General features: G+C 56.1%; 5 protein-coding genes, 4 tRNA genes and 6 rRNA genes. 13 read left to right on the forward strand and 2 right to left on the reverse strand.

The window, feature by feature from the left end; all coding sequences use genetic code 11:
• Window positions 1-4: 4 nt before the first annotated feature.
• The 3 genes from RD110_RS05140 (at window position 5) to RD110_RS05150 (ending at window position 2,749) form a co-directional block, all read left to right on the forward strand.
• Window positions 5-862: a CheR family methyltransferase gene (locus tag RD110_RS05140; RefSeq protein WP_076197315.1), complete on the forward strand. Its 858-nt coding sequence runs from the start codon at window positions 5-7 to the stop codon at window positions 860-862.
• Window positions 863-926: 64 nt separating this feature from the next.
• Window positions 927-1,637 carry a chemoreceptor glutamine deamidase CheD gene (cheD, locus tag RD110_RS05145; RefSeq protein WP_076197317.1) on the forward strand — a complete coding sequence of 237 codons (711 nt, stop codon included), beginning with the start codon at window positions 927-929 and terminating at the stop codon, window positions 1,635-1,637.
• Window positions 1,638-1,654: 17 nt separating this feature from the next.
• Window positions 1,655-2,749 (forward strand): protein-glutamate methylesterase/protein-glutamine glutaminase, encoded by a 1,095-nt coding sequence (locus RD110_RS05150; RefSeq protein ID WP_076204401.1) that lies wholly within the window; start codon window positions 1,655-1,657, stop codon window positions 2,747-2,749.
• Window positions 2,750-2,758: 9 nt separating this feature from the next.
• On the opposite strand, the gene RD110_RS05155 is transcribed toward RD110_RS05150, so the two are convergent.
• Complete coding sequence (locus RD110_RS05155) at window positions 2,759-4,513, reverse strand: phospholipase D family protein (protein ID WP_076197319.1); 1,755 nt, start codon at window positions 4,511-4,513, stop codon at window positions 2,759-2,761.
• Between the two features lie 79 nt (window positions 4,514-4,592).
• Window positions 4,593-6,500: an ATP-binding cassette domain-containing protein gene (locus tag RD110_RS05160; protein ID WP_076197321.1), complete on the reverse strand. Its 1,908-nt coding sequence runs from the start codon at window positions 6,498-6,500 to the stop codon at window positions 4,593-4,595.
• 545 nt (window positions 6,501-7,045) lie between these two features.
• Here RD110_RS05160 and RD110_RS05165 point away from each other — a divergent pair.
• The 10 genes from RD110_RS05165 (at window position 7,046) to rrf (RD110_RS05210) (ending at window position 18,101) form a co-directional block, all read left to right on the forward strand.
• A 16S ribosomal RNA gene (locus tag RD110_RS05165) occupies window positions 7,046-8,580 on the forward strand.
• Between the two features lie 109 nt (window positions 8,581-8,689).
• Window positions 8,690-8,766, forward strand: a tRNA-Ile gene (locus RD110_RS05170).
• Between the two features lie 22 nt (window positions 8,767-8,788).
• Window positions 8,789-8,864 (forward strand) — tRNA-Ala (locus RD110_RS05175).
• 377 nt (window positions 8,865-9,241) lie between these two features.
• Window positions 9,242-12,118 (forward strand): 23S ribosomal RNA (locus RD110_RS05180).
• Window positions 12,119-12,275: 157 nt separating this feature from the next.
• Window positions 12,276-12,388: ribosomal RNA gene (gene rrf, locus RD110_RS05185) — 5S ribosomal RNA — on the forward strand.
• Window positions 12,389-12,758: 370 nt separating this feature from the next.
• Window positions 12,759-14,293, forward strand: a 16S ribosomal RNA gene (locus tag RD110_RS05190).
• Window positions 14,294-14,402: 109 nt separating this feature from the next.
• A tRNA-Ile gene (locus RD110_RS05195) sits at window positions 14,403-14,479 on the forward strand.
• 22 nt (window positions 14,480-14,501) lie between these two features.
• A tRNA-Ala gene (locus tag RD110_RS05200) sits at window positions 14,502-14,577 on the forward strand.
• A 377-nt stretch (window positions 14,578-14,954) separates the two neighbouring features.
• Window positions 14,955-17,831: ribosomal RNA gene (locus tag RD110_RS05205) — 23S ribosomal RNA — on the forward strand.
• A 157-nt stretch (window positions 17,832-17,988) separates the two neighbouring features.
• A 5S ribosomal RNA gene (rrf, locus tag RD110_RS05210) occupies window positions 17,989-18,101 on the forward strand.
• Together the 16S, 23S and 5S rRNA genes with 4 tRNA genes alongside form the textbook arrangement of a ribosomal RNA operon.
• Window positions 18,102-18,242: the final 141 nt, after the last annotated feature.

Below are 18,242 nucleotides of genomic sequence, written 5' to 3' on the forward strand. Positions count from 1 at the left end.
GGTCATGGGTGCCACCACGCAGCCTTTCGGCCAAGCCACCGGCCCGGTGATGGAGGGGCGCGAGTTCGTCTGGACCGACGCCGACTTCGAAAGAGTCCAGAAGCTGATCTACCAGCGGGCGGGCATCAACCTGCACGACGGCAAACACGCCATGGTCTATAGCCGCCTGTCGCGGCGCTTGCGCGATACCGGCCACAGCAGCTTTCGGGAGTACCTGGGCTGGTTGGAGAACCACGATGGTCCGGAATGGCAGGAGTTCGTCAACGCGCTCACCACCAACCTGACGGCGTTTTTTCGAGAGCAGCACCACTTCGAGATTTTTGCCGACCTGCTCAAGTCCAAGCCCGCCGGTGTACCTTGGCGCGTGTGGTGCAATGCGGCATCCACCGGCGAGGAGCCATATTCGATCGTCATGACGGCGCTCGAATCGCTGGGGGCGAACGCCGCCTTCAAGCTCATGGCCAGCGACATCGATTCCAAGGTGCTGGCCTCGGCCGCACAGGGCATCTACAAGCTGGACAACCTGAAGGGCCTGAGCCCGGAGCGCATGCAACGCTTCTTCCTGCGAGGCAAGGATTCGAATGCGGGCCTGGTGCGCGCCAAACCCGAGATGCGGCGCTTCATCGAGTTCCTGAGTGTGAACCTGATCCGTGACGACTGGCCGTTTCGCGAGCCGTTCGACGTGGTGTTCTGCCGCAATGTGATGATCTATTTCGACGCCCCGACACAGCGAGGCGTGCTCGAGCGCATCCACCGCGTGATGAAGCCGGGTGGCATGTTGTTCGTCGGTCATGCCGAGAACTTCAGCGAATCGCGTGACCTCTTCACCTTGCGCGGCAAGACGGTCTATGAGCGTCGGTAATCCAATCGTGGGGCGCTGAAAGATGGACATTCCAAGAACCACCGGACCGACGCTGGCACAGCGGATGGCCGCAGGCGTGCTGACCAACGGTCCGGTGCCCGAGCGCCGCAGCGGCCCTCGCATCAATTCATTCACGCCGGGCGCGCCGCATGTGGCCCACACTTCCTCGATCGAAGAGTTGAAGAGCCAGAAGCGTAAGCCCGGCGAGGCCTCGTTCTTCTACACCGACCATCACTTCCAGTACAACGCCGTGAAGGTGTTGCCTGGGGAGTATTTCGTGTCGGACGAAAACCTGGTGATCATGACCGTGCTTGGCTCCTGCATCGCCGCTTGCCTGTGGGATTCGCGTGCGCAGATCGGGGGCATGAATCATTTCATGCTGCCCGACGGCGATGACGGCAGTGGCTTCGGTCGCTACGGTTCGTATGCGATGGAGTTGCTGATCAATGAGATGCTCAAGAGCGGTGCGCGGCGCGAATCCCTGCAGGCCAAGATCTTCGGCGGCGCCCAGGTGATGAGCAACTTCACCACCATGAACGTGGGGGAGCGCAACACCGACTTCGTCATCGATTACCTGCAGACCGAGCGCATCCCGCTGCTGTCGCAGGATGTGCTCGACATCTATCCGCGCAAGGTGTGTTTCTTTCCGGTCACCGGCAAGGCCATGGTCAAGCGCCTGGCCCATGCCCATCCCGAGCAAATCGTCAACGAGCGCCGCGGCAACGCGGTGGCCGTGGCGCAGACCACGTCGGGCGGCTCGGTCGATCTGTTTTAAGTTTGAAGGTAATCAGCGTGGCCACGAAGAAGATACGGGTGGTGGTGGTGGATGACTCTGCGCTGGTGCGCAGCTTGCTCACCGAAATCATCAACAGGCAGCCCGACATGGTGTGCGTTGGCGCGGCCAACGACCCGCTGGTGGCACGCGAGATGATCCGCGAGCTGGATCCGGACGTGATCACGCTTGACGTGGAGATGCCCCGCATGGACGGCATCGATTTCCTCGGTCGGTTGATGCGGCTGCGTCCGATGCCGGTGGTGATGATCTCCACGCTGACCGACAAGGGCGCCGAAGTCACGATGCGCGCGCTCGAGCTCGGTGCGGTCGATTTCGTGGCCAAGCCGCGCATCGGTTTGGCCAATGGGCTGAACGAGCTGGCTTCGCAGATTGTCGATAAGGTGCGAGTGGCTGCCGTGGCCAAGTTCCGCCGTCCGCCGGTGCCAGTCGCCGCCGCTCCCGGGATTGCGCAGACGGCGCCGCGCCCGGCGAACACCCTGATCGGCCGCATCTCGACCGAAAAGATGATCTGCATCGGCGCCTCCACGGGCGGCACCGAGGCCGTGAAGGAAATTCTGGTGCATATGCCTGCCGACTCGCCGGCCATTGTCATCACACAGCACATGCCGCCCGGTTTCACCACCAGCTTTGCCGCGCGGCTCAACGGTCTGTGCCAGATCACGGTCAAGGAAGCCGCGCATGGCGAACGCATCCTGCCGGGCCATGCCTACATCGCTCCGGGTGGCAAACAGTTCCGTGTGGACCGCAGCGGCGCCAACTATGTGGCGGTGGTGGAGGACACCGAGCCGGTGAACCGCCACAAGCCATCGGTGGAGGTCCTGTTCCTGTCCGCGGCCGCGGTGGTCGGTCGCAACGCCTACGGCATCATGCTGACCGGCATGGGCAACGACGGCGCCCGCGCGATGCGCGAGATGCGCGACAAAGGTAGCTACAACTTCGTGCAGGACGAGGCCAGCTGTGTGGTCTTCGGCATGCCGAGAGAAGCCATCGCCCATGGTGCGGCCGACGAAGTGCTGCCATTGGACAAGATCGCTGGCGCGCTGCTGGCCAAGCTAGGAGCCAGCGGCGACCGGCTGCACAACCGCATCTGAGCGCGGCGGCTAGAGCAGCTCCTCGGGCGCGAGGGGGCCAACGATCTTGAGCAGCAGGCGCAGGCTCAGGCTGGCGTCGGGTTCGGTCGTGCTGTCGGGCAGGCCAGAGCCTTGCGGCGCATGCCAAACCAGCCGACCATCTTTCGACTCGACGCGGTAGGCGCCGGTCAACATCGTGGGTTCGATCAAGCGCATCGACCGCTGCGCCAGATCCGGACTGCGCATCAGCAAGGCAATTTCGCTGTTCTGCAGCTTGGAGCGCAAGTCCAGGTTCATGGATCCGATGATCACCAGTCGCTCGTCGATGACCAGGGCCTTGGAATGCAGGCTGGCACGCGAGCCGCCCACCAGACTGCCGTCACCGGAGCCGGCCAGCGACGCGCGCCCGCCGCCGTTGCCGCTGCCCGACATGCTGGAGCCGAACGCCGAACGTTCACCGCCCTGCTCGGTGCGCATTTCATAGAGTTCCACGCCGATGTCCAGGAGTCGCTCGCGGTAGCGTGCATAACCCGCATGGGCCAGCGGTGCATCGTTGGACGCCAGGGAGTTGGTCAGCACGCGGATCCGTACGCCGCGCTCACGCATCGTCTTCATCACGTCGAGCATGCGCTCGCCCGGCACGAAGTAGGGCGAGATCACCAGCATGTCTTTCTGGGCGCGTTGCATCAGGCCGAGCAGGCCATCGACGACCGTGGGTTCGGCGTCGCCCTCGTCGCCTTCGATCTTGCTGGGCTGGTCGGCGAGCATGATGGCCGGCGCCCAGGTCAGCGGTAGGCGCTGCATGTCGAGCAGCGATGGCACGGCCAGTGCGCCGAGCGGCGAGGCGGCCATGGCTTCACTGGTGCTGGCCGTGGCGCCGCCGGGCGGGGGCGCCGACGGCGCGTTGGCCAGTACGGCGTTGGCCTTGGACTCTGTCGAGTCCGTAGCCGCCTGGGATGCGGCAGCTGTCGGTACTTTCTTCAGCGCGGCGACTTCTTCCGATGTGAGCAAGGTCTGCACCGGGTAGGCAAGTGGGTTGTTCCAGTAGCTGTCGAAGCTCCTGGACAGGTCCCGCACGATCGGCCCGGCGGCCAGCACGTCAAGGTCGACGAAGTTGCTGTCCTGGCCCTGGCCAAAATAGGCATCCCCGAGGTTGCGTCCGCCGGCGATGCCGAGCGCGTTGTCGGCAATGAACAGCTTGTTGTGCATGCGTCGTTGTGCCTGCGCGGGGTCGCCGAGTGCGCCGACCAGCCGGCCCAGCATCGAGCCGCGCGAGCCCGGCACGGGATTGAACAGGCGGATGTCGATATTGGGCTCGAAAGCGAGTTGCAGCACCTGCGCGTCCGGGCCGACAGTGTGGAGGTCGTCGAGCAGGATCCGCACGCGGACGCCGCGCTTCGCCGCCTCACGCAGGCGGGCGACGATCAGGTCGGTGCTGGCGTCGGCATGGATCGCGTAGTACTGAAGGTCGAGGGTTTTCTCCGCAGCTTCCACCAGTGCGAGCCGGCTGGTGTAGGCCCGGTCGGCACCGCTGAGCAGTCGGAAGCCGGACCGCTGACCCGCGCCGGCTGCGGCGGACTGGGTTTGCACCAGCCGGCCCAGCGACGTCGTTTCAGGCTGCGCAAGCGCCGTACTGACGGGTCGGTCGACATTGCTCGGCAGGCTCGCGCAGCCGCCGAGGCCGGCCATGATGGCCGCGATCAGCAGACTGGCGAGCCACGCCGGCGTGGGAAAATGAAGGCTCAGGGCGCTGGGCCGGCGAAGCAGTCGGGGGGCGGGGTGCATGGTGCGGCCACTCTACTGCAGCGCCACGAGCCTGGCTGTAGGCGCGCAACCATTTCGGCAATGGCGGGCGGCCTCGGGCTCAGGCGCCCAGCGCTTCCCAGCGTTCGAGAGCCTGCAGCAGCAGGTCGTCGATCTCCGCATTGCGCTGACCCAGGCTGGCGGCTCGTGCCGCATCGCGCATGTAGAGGCTGCCGTCGGCCATCTCCGCCGCAATGGCTTGTTGTTCCTGTTCCAGTGCCGCGATCTGCTGGGGTAGGGCATCGAGTTCGCGCTGCTCTTTGTAGCTGAGCTTGCGTGCCTTCGGCGCGGGGGCTGAAGAAGGAGCGGCGGCTACTGGCGCAGCCGGGGCACTGCGTTTCTCCTCCATGCGCGCGGGTGTGGTTTTGGCCGCGGCGTCGGCGATCGCCTTGGCGCGTTTGCTCTGGACCAGCCAGTCCTGAACGCTGCCCTCGTATTCGCGCCAGAAGCCGGGGCGTTCCTCGGGCTCATGCGCGATGATGCTGGTGACCACGTTGTCGAGGAAGGCGCGGTCATGGCTCACCAGGAAGACGGTGCCGTCGTAGTTCTGCAGCAGGTCTTCGAGCAATTCCAGCGTATCGATGTCGAGGTCGTTAGTCGGTTCGTCGAGCACCAGCACGTTGGCCGGCCGTGCGAACAGCCGCGCCAGCAGCAGGCGGTTGCGTTCGCCGCCCGACAGTGAGCGGACCGGGGAGTTGGCGCGGGCCGGCGAGAACAGGAAGTCGCCCAGGTAGCTCTTGACGTGTTTTCGCTGGTTGCCGATCTCGATCCATTCGCTGCCGGGGCTGATGAAGTCTTCAAGCGTGGCGTCGAGATCGAGCGCGTTGCGCATCTGGTCAAAATACGCGACCTGCAGGTTCGCACCCTGGCGCACCTTGCCGCTGTCGGGTTGGATTTCGCCGAGGATCAGTTTGAGAAGGGTCGTTTTGCCCGCGCCGTTGGCGCCGAGCAGGCCCACTTTGTCGCCACGCAGGATGACGTCGCTGAAGCCCTTCACAATGATTTTGTCGCCGAACGCTTTGCTCACGTCGGTGAGCTCGGCCACGATCTTGCCGCTGGATTGGCCTGAGGCCACATCCAGGTTCACGCTACCCTGGGCTTCACGGCGTGCGGCGCGGCTGGCGCGCAACGCTTCAAGCCGGCCGATGCGGCTCTGGCTGCGCGTGCGGCGCGCCTCCACGCCTTTGCGGATCCAGATTTCCTCTTGAGCGAGGAGCTTGTCGGCCTTGGCGGAGATCACGGCTTCCTGGGCCAGTTGCTCTTCCTTCTGCAGCACATATTGTTCGAAGTTGCCAGGGTAGGAGGTGAGCTTGCCGCGATCCAGCTCGACGATACGGGTGGCGACGCGGTTCAGGAAGCTGCGATCGTGGGTGATGGTGATGATGCTGCCCTTGAAGTCCACCAGGAGGTCTTCCAGCCATTCGATGGAGTCCAGGTCCAAGTGGTTGGTCGGCTCGTCGAGCAGCAGAACGTCGGGCTTGGCCACCAGCGCCTGGGCCAGTGCCACACGTTTCTTGGTGCCGCCAGACAGGTTGCCGACGATGGCGTCGGGGTCCAGGTGCAGGCGATGCAAGGTTTCCTCGACGCGCTGCTCCCAGTTCCAGGCGTCATAGGCCTCGATCTGCGACTGCAGCTTGTCCAGGTCCACGCCGTCCGCGCCAGACAGATAGAGATCACGGATGGCGATCACAGCGGCCAGGCCCGCGCTGGCGGCGACGAACACGGTCGCGGCCGGGTCGAGCGTGGGCTCCTGCGCCACATACGCAATGCGCAGGTTCTGCTGGACATGCATGGAGCCGTCGTCGGGCTTTTCCATGCCCCCCAGAATCTTCAGCAGGGAAGACTTGCCGGCACCGTTGCGGCCGATCAGGCCTACACGCTCCGTGGTTTCCAGAGAGAAGTTGGCCTTGTCGAGAAGGGCGACGTGTCCAAAAGCCAGTTGGGCGTCGAGTAGGGTGATGAGTGACATTTGCTGCCGATTATCCGGCGGAGGCTGCTCTGCCCGCTTTCCCTCGCGCTTATAAGGAAGAAGGGACAGGGTGGCCCGGCGTCAGCCGGGCCACCCTGTCCCTTCTTTTCTTTGGTTGTTCTGTCTTTTTCACACGGGTCTTGCCAAGCGTGTCAAAACGGTGCTATAGTCGAGGGCTCGGCTGATGATGGACTTGTTCAGATCGGTCGAGGCGAAGAGTAGGTCGAGTGGGTTGCAAGTAAAAAAAGTTTTTCGAAACTTTTGAAAGTAGCAAAAAATTCGGTATATAATTCAAGGCTGCGCTGATCACAGCGCGCTGATAAAAGAAGAGGTTGACGGGCTGCGAGGCTGGTTGAGTTCTTCGGGTTCCTTAAAAACATACAGCCGATAAGCGTGGGCGTTTGAGTGCGATTGCCAAGTTCTTCGGAACTAGTGCTTGTCACTATCAAACGCTCATGAAATAGAAGAGAGATTCACTTGTGAATTTCCTTCAATTCTTTGAGTGGCCACCGGTGGTAATAGTCGGTGGCAAAAAAATCAAGATCGAACTATAGAGTTTGATCCTGGCTCAGATTGAACGCTGGCGGCATGCCTTACACATGCAAGTCGAACGGCAGCACGGGAGCAATCCTGGTGGCGAGTGGCGAACGGGTGAGTAATATATCGGAACGTGCCCAGTCGTGGGGGATAACGCAGCGAAAGCTGTGCTAATACCGCATACGATCTCTGGATGAAAGCGGGGGACCTTCGGGCCTCGCGCGATTGGAGCGGCCGATATCAGATTAGCTAGTTGGCGGGGTAAAGGCCCACCAAGGCGACGATCTGTAGCTGGTCTGAGAGGACGACCAGCCACACTGGAACTGAGACACGGTCCAGACTCCTACGGGAGGCAGCAGTGGGGAATTTTGGACAATGGGCGCAAGCCTGATCCAGCAATGCCGCGTGCAGGATGAAGGCCTTCGGGTTGTAAACTGCTTTTGTACGGAACGAAAAGGTTGTCTCTAATAAAGACGGCTCATGACGGTACCGTAAGAATAAGCACCGGCTAACTACGTGCCAGCAGCCGCGGTAATACGTAGGGTGCGAGCGTTAATCGGAATTACTGGGCGTAAAGCGTGCGCAGGCGGTGATGTAAGACAGATGTGAAATCCCCGGGCTCAACCTGGGACCTGCATTTGTGACTGCATCGCTAGAGTACGGCAGAGGGGGATGGAATTCCGCGTGTAGCAGTGAAATGCGTAGATATGCGGAGGAACACCGATGGCGAAGGCAATCCCCTGGGCCTGTACTGACGCTCATGCACGAAAGCGTGGGGAGCAAACAGGATTAGATACCCTGGTAGTCCACGCCCTAAACGATGTCAACTGGTTGTTGGGTCTTCACTGACTCAGTAACGAAGCTAACGCGTGAAGTTGACCGCCTGGGGAGTACGGCCGCAAGGTTGAAACTCAAAGGAATTGACGGGGACCCGCACAAGCGGTGGATGATGTGGTTTAATTCGATGCAACGCGAAAAACCTTACCCACCTTTGACATGTACGGAATTTGCCAGAGATGGCTTAGTGCTCGAAAGAGAGCCGTAACACAGGTGCTGCATGGCTGTCGTCAGCTCGTGTCGTGAGATGTTGGGTTAAGTCCCGCAACGAGCGCAACCCTTGTCATTAGTTGCTACATTCAGTTGGGCACTCTAATGAGACTGCCGGTGACAAACCGGAGGAAGGTGGGGATGACGTCAAGTCCTCATGGCCCTTATAGGTGGGGCTACACACGTCATACAATGGCTGGTACAAAGGGTTGCCAACCCGCGAGGGGGAGCCAATCCCATAAAACCAGTCGTAGTCCGGATCGCAGTCTGCAACTCGACTGCGTGAAGTCGGAATCGCTAGTAATCGTGGATCAGAATGTCACGGTGAATACGTTCCCGGGTCTTGTACACACCGCCCGTCACACCATGGGAGCGGGTTCTGCCAGAAGTAGTTAGCCTAACCGCAAGGAGGGCGATTACCACGGCAGGGTTCGTGACTGGGGTGAAGTCGTAACAAGGTAGCCGTATCGGAAGGTGCGGCTGGATCACCTCCTTTCTGGAAACTGCAATCAAATTTGAACGCCCACACTTATCGGTTGTTGGAAGGTAGTCGCTGACGACTGAGGCTCTGGCTTTGCTGGAGACTGGTTGCTGGTGACCGACTCGGGTCTGTAGCTCAGTTGGTTAGAGCACCGTCTTGATAAGGCGGGGGTCGTTGGTTCGAGACCAACCAGACCCACCATTCCTTCAATACCTAGTGCTTTGGGGGTGTAGCTCAGCTGGGAGAGCGGCTGCTTTGCAAGCAGTAGGTAGCGGGTTCGAGTCCTGTCACCTCCACCAATTCTTTCTCGACAACAAAAAAATCAACACCAAAGTGGCTTTTAACGAGGCTACTTTGTTGTTGATCAGGATCTCCTGGTCAATCGGCTGTTCATTAAAAATTCATAGAGTTTAATCAGTGTTGCTAACCGTTTAGCTGCCTCTGGGAAACTGCACATTCGTAAAGGTTTAGTGCAGACCGTGCCTGGTGGTGGTGGTTAGCGACAAATTTTTGATTGCGTCAAAACGAATATTCAGACTTAGGTTTGAAATTCAAAATTAACGATGATGGCTCGAAAGAGCTAGAGTCGTTTACGGCATAACGCGTCAGGTGCAAGACCTGACAGACATTCCTTGAAACAACGGAGAAATCTCGATAAGAGAAATCAAAGTTATAGGGTCAAGTGAATAAGAGCATGTGGTGGATGCCTTGGCAATGATAGGCGACGAAAGACGTGATAGCCTGCGATAAGCTTCGGGGAGCTGGCAAATTAGCTTTGATCCGGAGATTTCTGAATGGGGAAACCCACCGAAAGGTATCGCATGATGAATACATAGTCATGCGAGGCGAACCGGGTGAACTGAAACATCTCAGTAGCTCGAGGAAAAGACATCAACCGAGATTCCGAAAGTAGTGGCGAGCGAAATCGGAGAAGCCTGCAAGTGATAGCACAAGACATAACGGAACAGCTTGGAAAGGCTGGCCATAGCGGGTGATAGCCCCGTACGTGAAATGACCTGTGTGGTACTGAGCTTGCGACAAGTAGGGCGGGACACGAGAAATCCTGTCTGAATATGGGGGGACCATCCTCCAAGGCTAAATACTCATCATTGACCGATAGTGAACTAGTACCGTGAGGGAAAGGCGAAAAGAACCCCGGGAGGGGAGTGAAATAGATCCTGAAACCGCATGCTTACAAAAAGTAGGAGCCCGCAAGGGTGACTGCGTACCTTTTGTATAATGGGTCAGCGACTTACATTCAGTGGCAAGCTTAACCGAATAGGGAAGGCGTAGGGAAACCGAGTCCGAATAGGGCGTCTCAGTCGCTGGGTGTAGACCCGAAACCAAGTGATCTATCCATGGCCAGGATGAAGGTGCCGTAACAGGTACTGGAGGTCCGAACCGACTAGTGTTGCAAAACTAGCGGATGAGCTGTGGATAGGGGTGAAAGGCTAAACAAACTTGGAAATAGCTGGTTCTCTCCGAAAACTATTTAGGTAGTGCCTCAAGTATTACCGTCGGGGGTAGAGCACTGTTTTGGCTAGGGGGTCATGGCGACTTACCAAACCAATGCAAACTCCGAATACCGACGAGTACAGCTTGGGAGACAGAGCACCGGGTGCTAACGTCCGGACTCAAGAGGGAAACAACCCAGACCGCCAGCTAAGGTCCCTAAAATTGGCTAAGTGGGAAACGAAGTGGGAAGGCTAAAACAGTCAGGATGTTGGCTTAGAAGCAGCCATCATTTAAAGAAAGCGTAATAGCTCACTGATCGAGTCGTCCTGCGCGGAAGATGTAACGGGGCTAAGCCAGTTACCGAAGCTGCGGATTTGCAATTTATTGCAAGTGGTAGGAGAGCGTTCTGTAAGCCTGTGAAGGTGCGTTGTAAAGCGTGCTGGAGGTATCAGAAGTGCGAATGCTGACATGAGTAGCGTTAAAGGGGGTGAAAAGCCCCCTCGCCGTAAGCGCAAGGTTTTCTACGCAACGTTCATCGGCGTAGAGTGAGTCGGCCCCTAAGGCGAGGCAGAGATGCGTAGTTGATGGGAAACAGGTCAATATTCCTGTACCGATGTGTAGTGCGATGTGGGGACGGAGAAGGTTAGCTCAGCCAACTGTTGGATATGTTGGTTCAAGCCTGTAGTCGTGCCTGGTAGGTAAATCCGCCGGGCTTAGATGAGGGGTGATAACGAGGCTGCTTGCAGCCGAAGTGAGTGATACCCTGCTTCCAGGAAAAGCCACTAAGCTTCAGCTACACACGACCGTACCGCAAACCGACACTGGTGCGCGAGATGAGTATTCTAAGGCGCTTGAGAGAACTCAGGAGAAGGAACTCGGCAAATTGACACCGTAACTTCGGAAGAAGGTGTGCCTTTAGTAGGTGAAGGGATTTACTCCCGGAGCCCAATGAGGTTGCAAAAAATCGGTGGCTGCGACTGTTTATTAAAAACACAGCACTCTGCAAACACGAAAGTGGACGTATAGGGTGTGACGCCTGCCCGGTGCTGGAAGATTAAATGATGGGGTGCAAGCTCTTGATTGAAGTCCCAGTAAACGGCGGCCGTAACTATAACGGTCCTAAGGTAGCGAAATTCCTTGTCGGGTAAGTTCCGACCTGCACGAATGGCGTAACGATGGCCACACTGTCTCCTCCTGAGACTCAGCGAAGTTGAAATGTTTGTGATGATGCAATCTCCCCGCGGAAAGACGGAAAGACCCCATGAACCTTTACTGTAGCTTTGTATTGGACTTTGAACAGATCTGTGTAGGATAGGTGGGAGGCTTTGAAGCAGGGTCGCTAGATCTTGTGGAGCCAACGTTGAAATACCACCCTGGTGTGTTTGAGGTTCTAACCTAGGTCCATTATCTGGATCGGGGACAGTGCATGGTAGGCAGTTTGACTGGGGCGGTCTCCTCCCAAAGCGTAACGGAGGAGTTCGAAGGTACGCTAGTTACGGTCGGACATCGTGACGATAGTGCAATGGCATAAGCGTGCTTAACTGCGAGACTGACAAGTCGAGCAGATGCGAAAGCAGGACATAGTGATCCGGTGGTTCTGTATGGAAGGGCCATCGCTCAACGGATAAAAGGTACTCTGGGGATAACAGGCTGATACCGCCCAAGAGTTCATATCGACGGCGGTGTTTGGCACCTCGATGTCGGCTCATCTCATCCTGGGGCTGTAGCCGGTCCCAAGGGTATGGCTGTTCGCCATTTAAAGAGGTACGTGAGCTGGGTTTAAAACGTCGTGAGACAGTTTGGTCCCTATCTTCCGTGGGCGCTGCAGATTTGAGGAAGCCTGCTCCTAGTACGAGAGGACCGGAGTGGACACACCTCTGGTGTATCGGTTGTCACGCCAGTGGCATTGCCGAGTAGCTAAGTGTGGAAGAGATAACCGCTGAAAGCATCTAAGCGGGAAACTCGTTTCAAGATGAGATCTGCCGGGGCCTTGAGCCCCCTAAAGAGTCGTTCAAGACCAGGACGTTGATAGGTCAGGTGTGGAAGCGCAGTAATGCGTTAAGCTAACTGATACTAATTGCTCGTGCGGCTTGACCCTATAACTTTGATCACCATCCCGTGATTCAAAGAATTAGTTATGCCAAGTAGACGCATTCAAAATAACAACCGGTACGCCACAAAAGCTACCCCGGTACTGATTAAATCTCTATGAATTCGCCTTGTTGACCACAAAATCAACAAAGCACCAAGTTATGCCTGATGACCATAGCGAGTTGGTCCCACTCCTTCCCATCCCGAACAGGACAGTGAAACGACTCCGCGCCGATGATAGTGCGGGTTCCCGTGTGAAAGTAGGTCATCGTCAGGCTCCTACAGCGAGCAAAACGCCCCCCTCATTCGAGGGGGGCGTTTTCTTCAGAGTTATCCAAGATAGCTCTGAAGAAAACGCAACAGCGTTAAGTAGGCTAAAAAGCATGCTATAATTCAAGGCTGCGCTGATCACAGCGCGCTGATAAAAGAAGAGGTTGACGGGCTGCGAGGCTGGTTGAGTTCTTCGGGTTCCTTAAAAACATACAGCCGATAAGCGTGGGCGTTTGAGTGCGATTGCCAAGTTCTTCGGAACTAGTGCTTGTCACTATCAAACGCTCATGAAATAGAAGAGAGATTCACTTGTGAATTTCCTTCAATTCTTTGAGTGGCCACCGGTGGTAATAGTCGGTGGCAAAAAAATCAAGATCGAACTATAGAGTTTGATCCTGGCTCAGATTGAACGCTGGCGGCATGCCTTACACATGCAAGTCGAACGGCAGCACGGGAGCAATCCTGGTGGCGAGTGGCGAACGGGTGAGTAATATATCGGAACGTGCCCAGTCGTGGGGGATAACGCAGCGAAAGCTGTGCTAATACCGCATACGATCTCTGGATGAAAGCGGGGGACCTTCGGGCCTCGCGCGATTGGAGCGGCCGATATCAGATTAGCTAGTTGGCGGGGTAAAGGCCCACCAAGGCGACGATCTGTAGCTGGTCTGAGAGGACGACCAGCCACACTGGAACTGAGACACGGTCCAGACTCCTACGGGAGGCAGCAGTGGGGAATTTTGGACAATGGGCGCAAGCCTGATCCAGCAATGCCGCGTGCAGGATGAAGGCCTTCGGGTTGTAAACTGCTTTTGTACGGAACGAAAAGGTTGTCTCTAATAAAGACGGCTCATGACGGTACCGTAAGAATAAGCACCGGCTAACTACGTGCCAGCAGCCGCGGTAATACGTAGGGTGCGAGCGTTAATCGGAATTACTGGGCGTAAAGCGTGCGCAGGCGGTGATGTAAGACAGATGTGAAATCCCCGGGCTCAACCTGGGACCTGCATTTGTGACTGCATCGCTAGAGTACGGCAGAGGGGGATGGAATTCCGCGTGTAGCAGTGAAATGCGTAGATATGCGGAGGAACACCGATGGCGAAGGCAATCCCCTGGGCCTGTACTGACGCTCATGCACGAAAGCGTGGGGAGCAAACAGGATTAGATACCCTGGTAGTCCACGCCCTAAACGATGTCAACTGGTTGTTGGGTCTTCACTGACTCAGTAACGAAGCTAACGCGTGAAGTTGACCGCCTGGGGAGTACGGCCGCAAGGTTGAAACTCAAAGGAATTGACGGGGACCCGCACAAGCGGTGGATGATGTGGTTTAATTCGATGCAACGCGAAAAACCTTACCCACCTTTGACATGTACGGAATTTGCCAGAGATGGCTTAGTGCTCGAAAGAGAGCCGTAACACAGGTGCTGCATGGCTGTCGTCAGCTCGTGTCGTGAGATGTTGGGTTAAGTCCCGCAACGAGCGCAACCCTTGTCATTAGTTGCTACATTCAGTTGGGCACTCTAATGAGACTGCCGGTGACAAACCGGAGGAAGGTGGGGATGACGTCAAGTCCTCATGGCCCTTATAGGTGGGGCTACACACGTCATACAATGGCTGGTACAAAGGGTTGCCAACCCGCGAGGGGGAGCCAATCCCATAAAACCAGTCGTAGTCCGGATCGCAGTCTGCAACTCGACTGCGTGAAGTCGGAATCGCTAGTAATCGTGGATCAGAATGTCACGGTGAATACGTTCCCGGGTCTTGTACACACCGCCCGTCACACCATGGGAGCGGGTTCTGCCAGAAGTAGTTAGCCTAACCGCAAGGAGGGCGATTACCACGGCAGGGTTCGTGACTGGGGTGAAGTCGTAACAAGGTAGCCGTATCGGAAGGTGCGGCTGGATCACCTCCTTTCTGGAAACTGCAATCAAATTTGAACGCCCACACTTATCGGTTGTTGGAAGGTAGTCGCTGACGACTGAGGCTCTGGCTTTGCTGGAGACTGGTTGCTGGTGACCGACTCGGGTCTGTAGCTCAGTTGGTTAGAGCACCGTCTTGATAAGGCGGGGGTCGTTGGTTCGAGACCAACCAGACCCACCATTCCTTCAATACCTAGTGCTTTGGGGGTGTAGCTCAGCTGGGAGAGCGGCTGCTTTGCAAGCAGTAGGTAGCGGGTTCGAGTCCTGTCACCTCCACCAATTCTTTCTCGACAACAAAAAAATCAACACCAAAGTGGCTTTTAACGAGGCTACTTTGTTGTTGATCAGGATCTCCTGGTCAATCGGCTGTTCATTAAAAATTCATAGAGTTTAATCAGTGTTGCTAACCGTTTAGCTGCCTCTGGGAAACTGCACATTCGTAAAGGTTTAGTGCAGACCGTGCCTGGTGGTGGTGGTTAGCGACAAATTTTTGATTGCGTCAAAACGAATATTCAGACTTAGGTTTGAAATTCAAAATTAACGATGATGGCTCGAAAGAGCTAGAGTCGTTTACGGCATAACGCGTCAGGTGCAAGACCTGACAGACATTCCTTGAAACAACGGAGAAATCTCGATAAGAGAAATCAAAGTTATAGGGTCAAGTGAATAAGAGCATGTGGTGGATGCCTTGGCAATGATAGGCGACGAAAGACGTGATAGCCTGCGATAAGCTTCGGGGAGCTGGCAAATTAGCTTTGATCCGGAGATTTCTGAATGGGGAAACCCACCGAAAGGTATCGCATGATGAATACATAGTCATGCGAGGCGAACCGGGTGAACTGAAACATCTCAGTAGCTCGAGGAAAAGACATCAACCGAGATTCCGAAAGTAGTGGCGAGCGAAATCGGAGAAGCCTGCAAGTGATAGCACAAGACATAACGGAACAGCTTGGAAAGGCTGGCCATAGCGGGTGATAGCCCCGTACGTGAAATGACCTGTGTGGTACTGAGCTTGCGACAAGTAGGGCGGGACACGAGAAATCCTGTCTGAATATGGGGGGACCATCCTCCAAGGCTAAATACTCATCATTGACCGATAGTGAACTAGTACCGTGAGGGAAAGGCGAAAAGAACCCCGGGAGGGGAGTGAAATAGATCCTGAAACCGCATGCTTACAAAAAGTAGGAGCCCGCAAGGGTGACTGCGTACCTTTTGTATAATGGGTCAGCGACTTACATTCAGTGGCAAGCTTAACCGAATAGGGAAGGCGTAGGGAAACCGAGTCCGAATAGGGCGTCTCAGTCGCTGGGTGTAGACCCGAAACCAAGTGATCTATCCATGGCCAGGATGAAGGTGCCGTAACAGGTACTGGAGGTCCGAACCGACTAGTGTTGCAAAACTAGCGGATGAGCTGTGGATAGGGGTGAAAGGCTAAACAAACTTGGAAATAGCTGGTTCTCTCCGAAAACTATTTAGGTAGTGCCTCAAGTATTACCGTCGGGGGTAGAGCACTGTTTTGGCTAGGGGGTCATGGCGACTTACCAAACCAATGCAAACTCCGAATACCGACGAGTACAGCTTGGGAGACAGAGCACCGGGTGCTAACGTCCGGACTCAAGAGGGAAACAACCCAGACCGCCAGCTAAGGTCCCTAAAATTGGCTAAGTGGGAAACGAAGTGGGAAGGCTAAAACAGTCAGGATGTTGGCTTAGAAGCAGCCATCATTTAAAGAAAGCGTAATAGCTCACTGATCGAGTCGTCCTGCGCGGAAGATGTAACGGGGCTAAGCCAGTTACCGAAGCTGCGGATTTGCAATTTATTGCAAGTGGTAGGAGAGCGTTCTGTAAGCCTGTGAAGGTGCGTTGTAAAGCGTGCTGGAGGTATCAGAAGTGCGAATGCTGACATGAGTAGCGTTAAAGGGGGTGAAAAGCCCCCTCGCCGTAAGCGCAAGGTTTTCTACGCAACGTTCATCGGCGTAGAGTGAGTCGGCCCCTAAGGCGAGGCAGAGATGCGTAGTTGATGGGAAACAGGTCAATATTCCTGTACCGATGTGTAGTGCGATGTGGGGACGGAGAAGGTTAGCTCAGCCAACTGTTGGATATGTTGGTTCAAGCCTGTAGTCGTGCCTGGTAGGTAAATCCGCCGGGCTTAGATGAGGGGTGATAACGAGGCTGCTTGCAGCCGAAGTGAGTGATACCCTGCTTCCAGGAAAAGCCACTAAGCTTCAGCTACACACGACCGTACCGCAAACCGACACTGGTGCGCGAGATGAGTATTCTAAGGCGCTTGAGAGAACTCAGGAGAAGGAACTCGGCAAATTGACACCGTAACTTCGGAAGAAGGTGTGCCTTTAGTAGGTGAAGGGATTTACTCCCGGAGCCCAATGAGGTTGCAAAAAATCGGTGGCTGCGACTGTTTATTAAAAACACAGCACTCTGCAAACACGAAAGTGGACGTATAGGGTGTGACGCCTGCCCGGTGCTGGAAGATTAAATGATGGGGTGCAAGCTCTTGATTGAAGTCCCAGTAAACGGCGGCCGTAACTATAACGGTCCTAAGGTAGCGAAATTCCTTGTCGGGTAAGTTCCGACCTGCACGAATGGCGTAACGATGGCCACACTGTCTCCTCCTGAGACTCAGCGAAGTTGAAATGTTTGTGATGATGCAATCTCCCCGCGGAAAGACGGAAAGACCCCATGAACCTTTACTGTAGCTTTGTATTGGACTTTGAACAGATCTGTGTAGGATAGGTGGGAGGCTTTGAAGCAGGGTCGCTAGATCTTGTGGAGCCAACGTTGAAATACCACCCTGGTGTGTTTGAGGTTCTAACCTAGGTCCATTATCTGGATCGGGGACAGTGCATGGTAGGCAGTTTGACTGGGGCGGTCTCCTCCCAAAGCGTAACGGAGGAGTTCGAAGGTACGCTAGTTACGGTCGGACATCGTGACGATAGTGCAATGGCATAAGCGTGCTTAACTGCGAGACTGACAAGTCGAGCAGATGCGAAAGCAGGACATAGTGATCCGGTGGTTCTGTATGGAAGGGCCATCGCTCAACGGATAAAAGGTACTCTGGGGATAACAGGCTGATACCGCCCAAGAGTTCATATCGACGGCGGTGTTTGGCACCTCGATGTCGGCTCATCTCATCCTGGGGCTGTAGCCGGTCCCAAGGGTATGGCTGTTCGCCATTTAAAGAGGTACGTGAGCTGGGTTTAAAACGTCGTGAGACAGTTTGGTCCCTATCTTCCGTGGGCGCTGCAGATTTGAGGAAGCCTGCTCCTAGTACGAGAGGACCGGAGTGGACACACCTCTGGTGTATCGGTTGTCACGCCAGTGGCATTGCCGAGTAGCTAAGTGTGGAAGAGATAACCGCTGAAAGCATCTAAGCGGGAAACTCGTTTCAAGATGAGATCTGCCGGGGCCTTGAGCCCCCTAAAGAGTCGTTCAAGACCAGGACGTTGATAGGTCAGGTGTGGAAGCGCAGTAATGCGTTAAGCTAACTGATACTAATTGCTCGTGCGGCTTGACCCTATAACTTTGATCACCATCCCGTGATTCAAAGAATTAGTTATGCCAAGTAGACGCATTCAAAATAACAACCGGTACGCCACAAAAGCTACCCCGGTACTGATTAAATCTCTATGAATTCGCCTTGTTGACCACAAAATCAACAAAGCACCAAGTTATGCCTGATGACCATAGCGAGTTGGTCCCACTCCTTCCCATCCCGAACAGGACAGTGAAACGACTCCGCGCCGATGATAGTGCGGGTTCCCGTGTGAAAGTAGGTCATCGTCAGGCTCCTACAGCCCAAACCGCCCAGCCCCTCAACAGGCTGGGCGTTTTGCTTTGCGCAAATCAACTACCTCCACGCCTGTCCTGAAGTAAGGGGACAGCGAACACACGCTGTGCAGCTCTTGCTCCGGTGATGCAAAGGCGCTA

Origin of the sequence: Rhodoferax koreense, from assembly GCF_001955695.1 — a bacterium.
In the GTDB taxonomy this organism is placed as follows: domain Bacteria; phylum Pseudomonadota; class Gammaproteobacteria; order Burkholderiales; family Burkholderiaceae_C; genus Rhodoferax_B; species Rhodoferax_B koreensis.

Bases quoted from the DNA above. Each gene is read 5' to 3' on its own strand.
- RD110_RS05140 (WP_076197315.1), top strand. From the start codon at position 5: ATGGGTGCCACCACGCAGCCTTTCGGCCAAGCCACCGGCCCGGTGATG.
- cheD (WP_076197317.1), top strand. From the start codon at position 927: ATGGCCGCAGGCGTGCTGACCAACGGTCCGGTGCCCGAGCGCCGCAGC.
- RD110_RS05155 (WP_076197319.1), bottom strand. From the start codon at position 4,513: ATGCACCCCGCCCCCCGACTGCTTCGCCGGCCCAGCGCCCTGAGCCTT.
- RD110_RS05160 (WP_076197321.1), bottom strand. From the start codon at position 6,500: ATGTCACTCATCACCCTACTCGACGCCCAACTGGCTTTTGGACACGTC.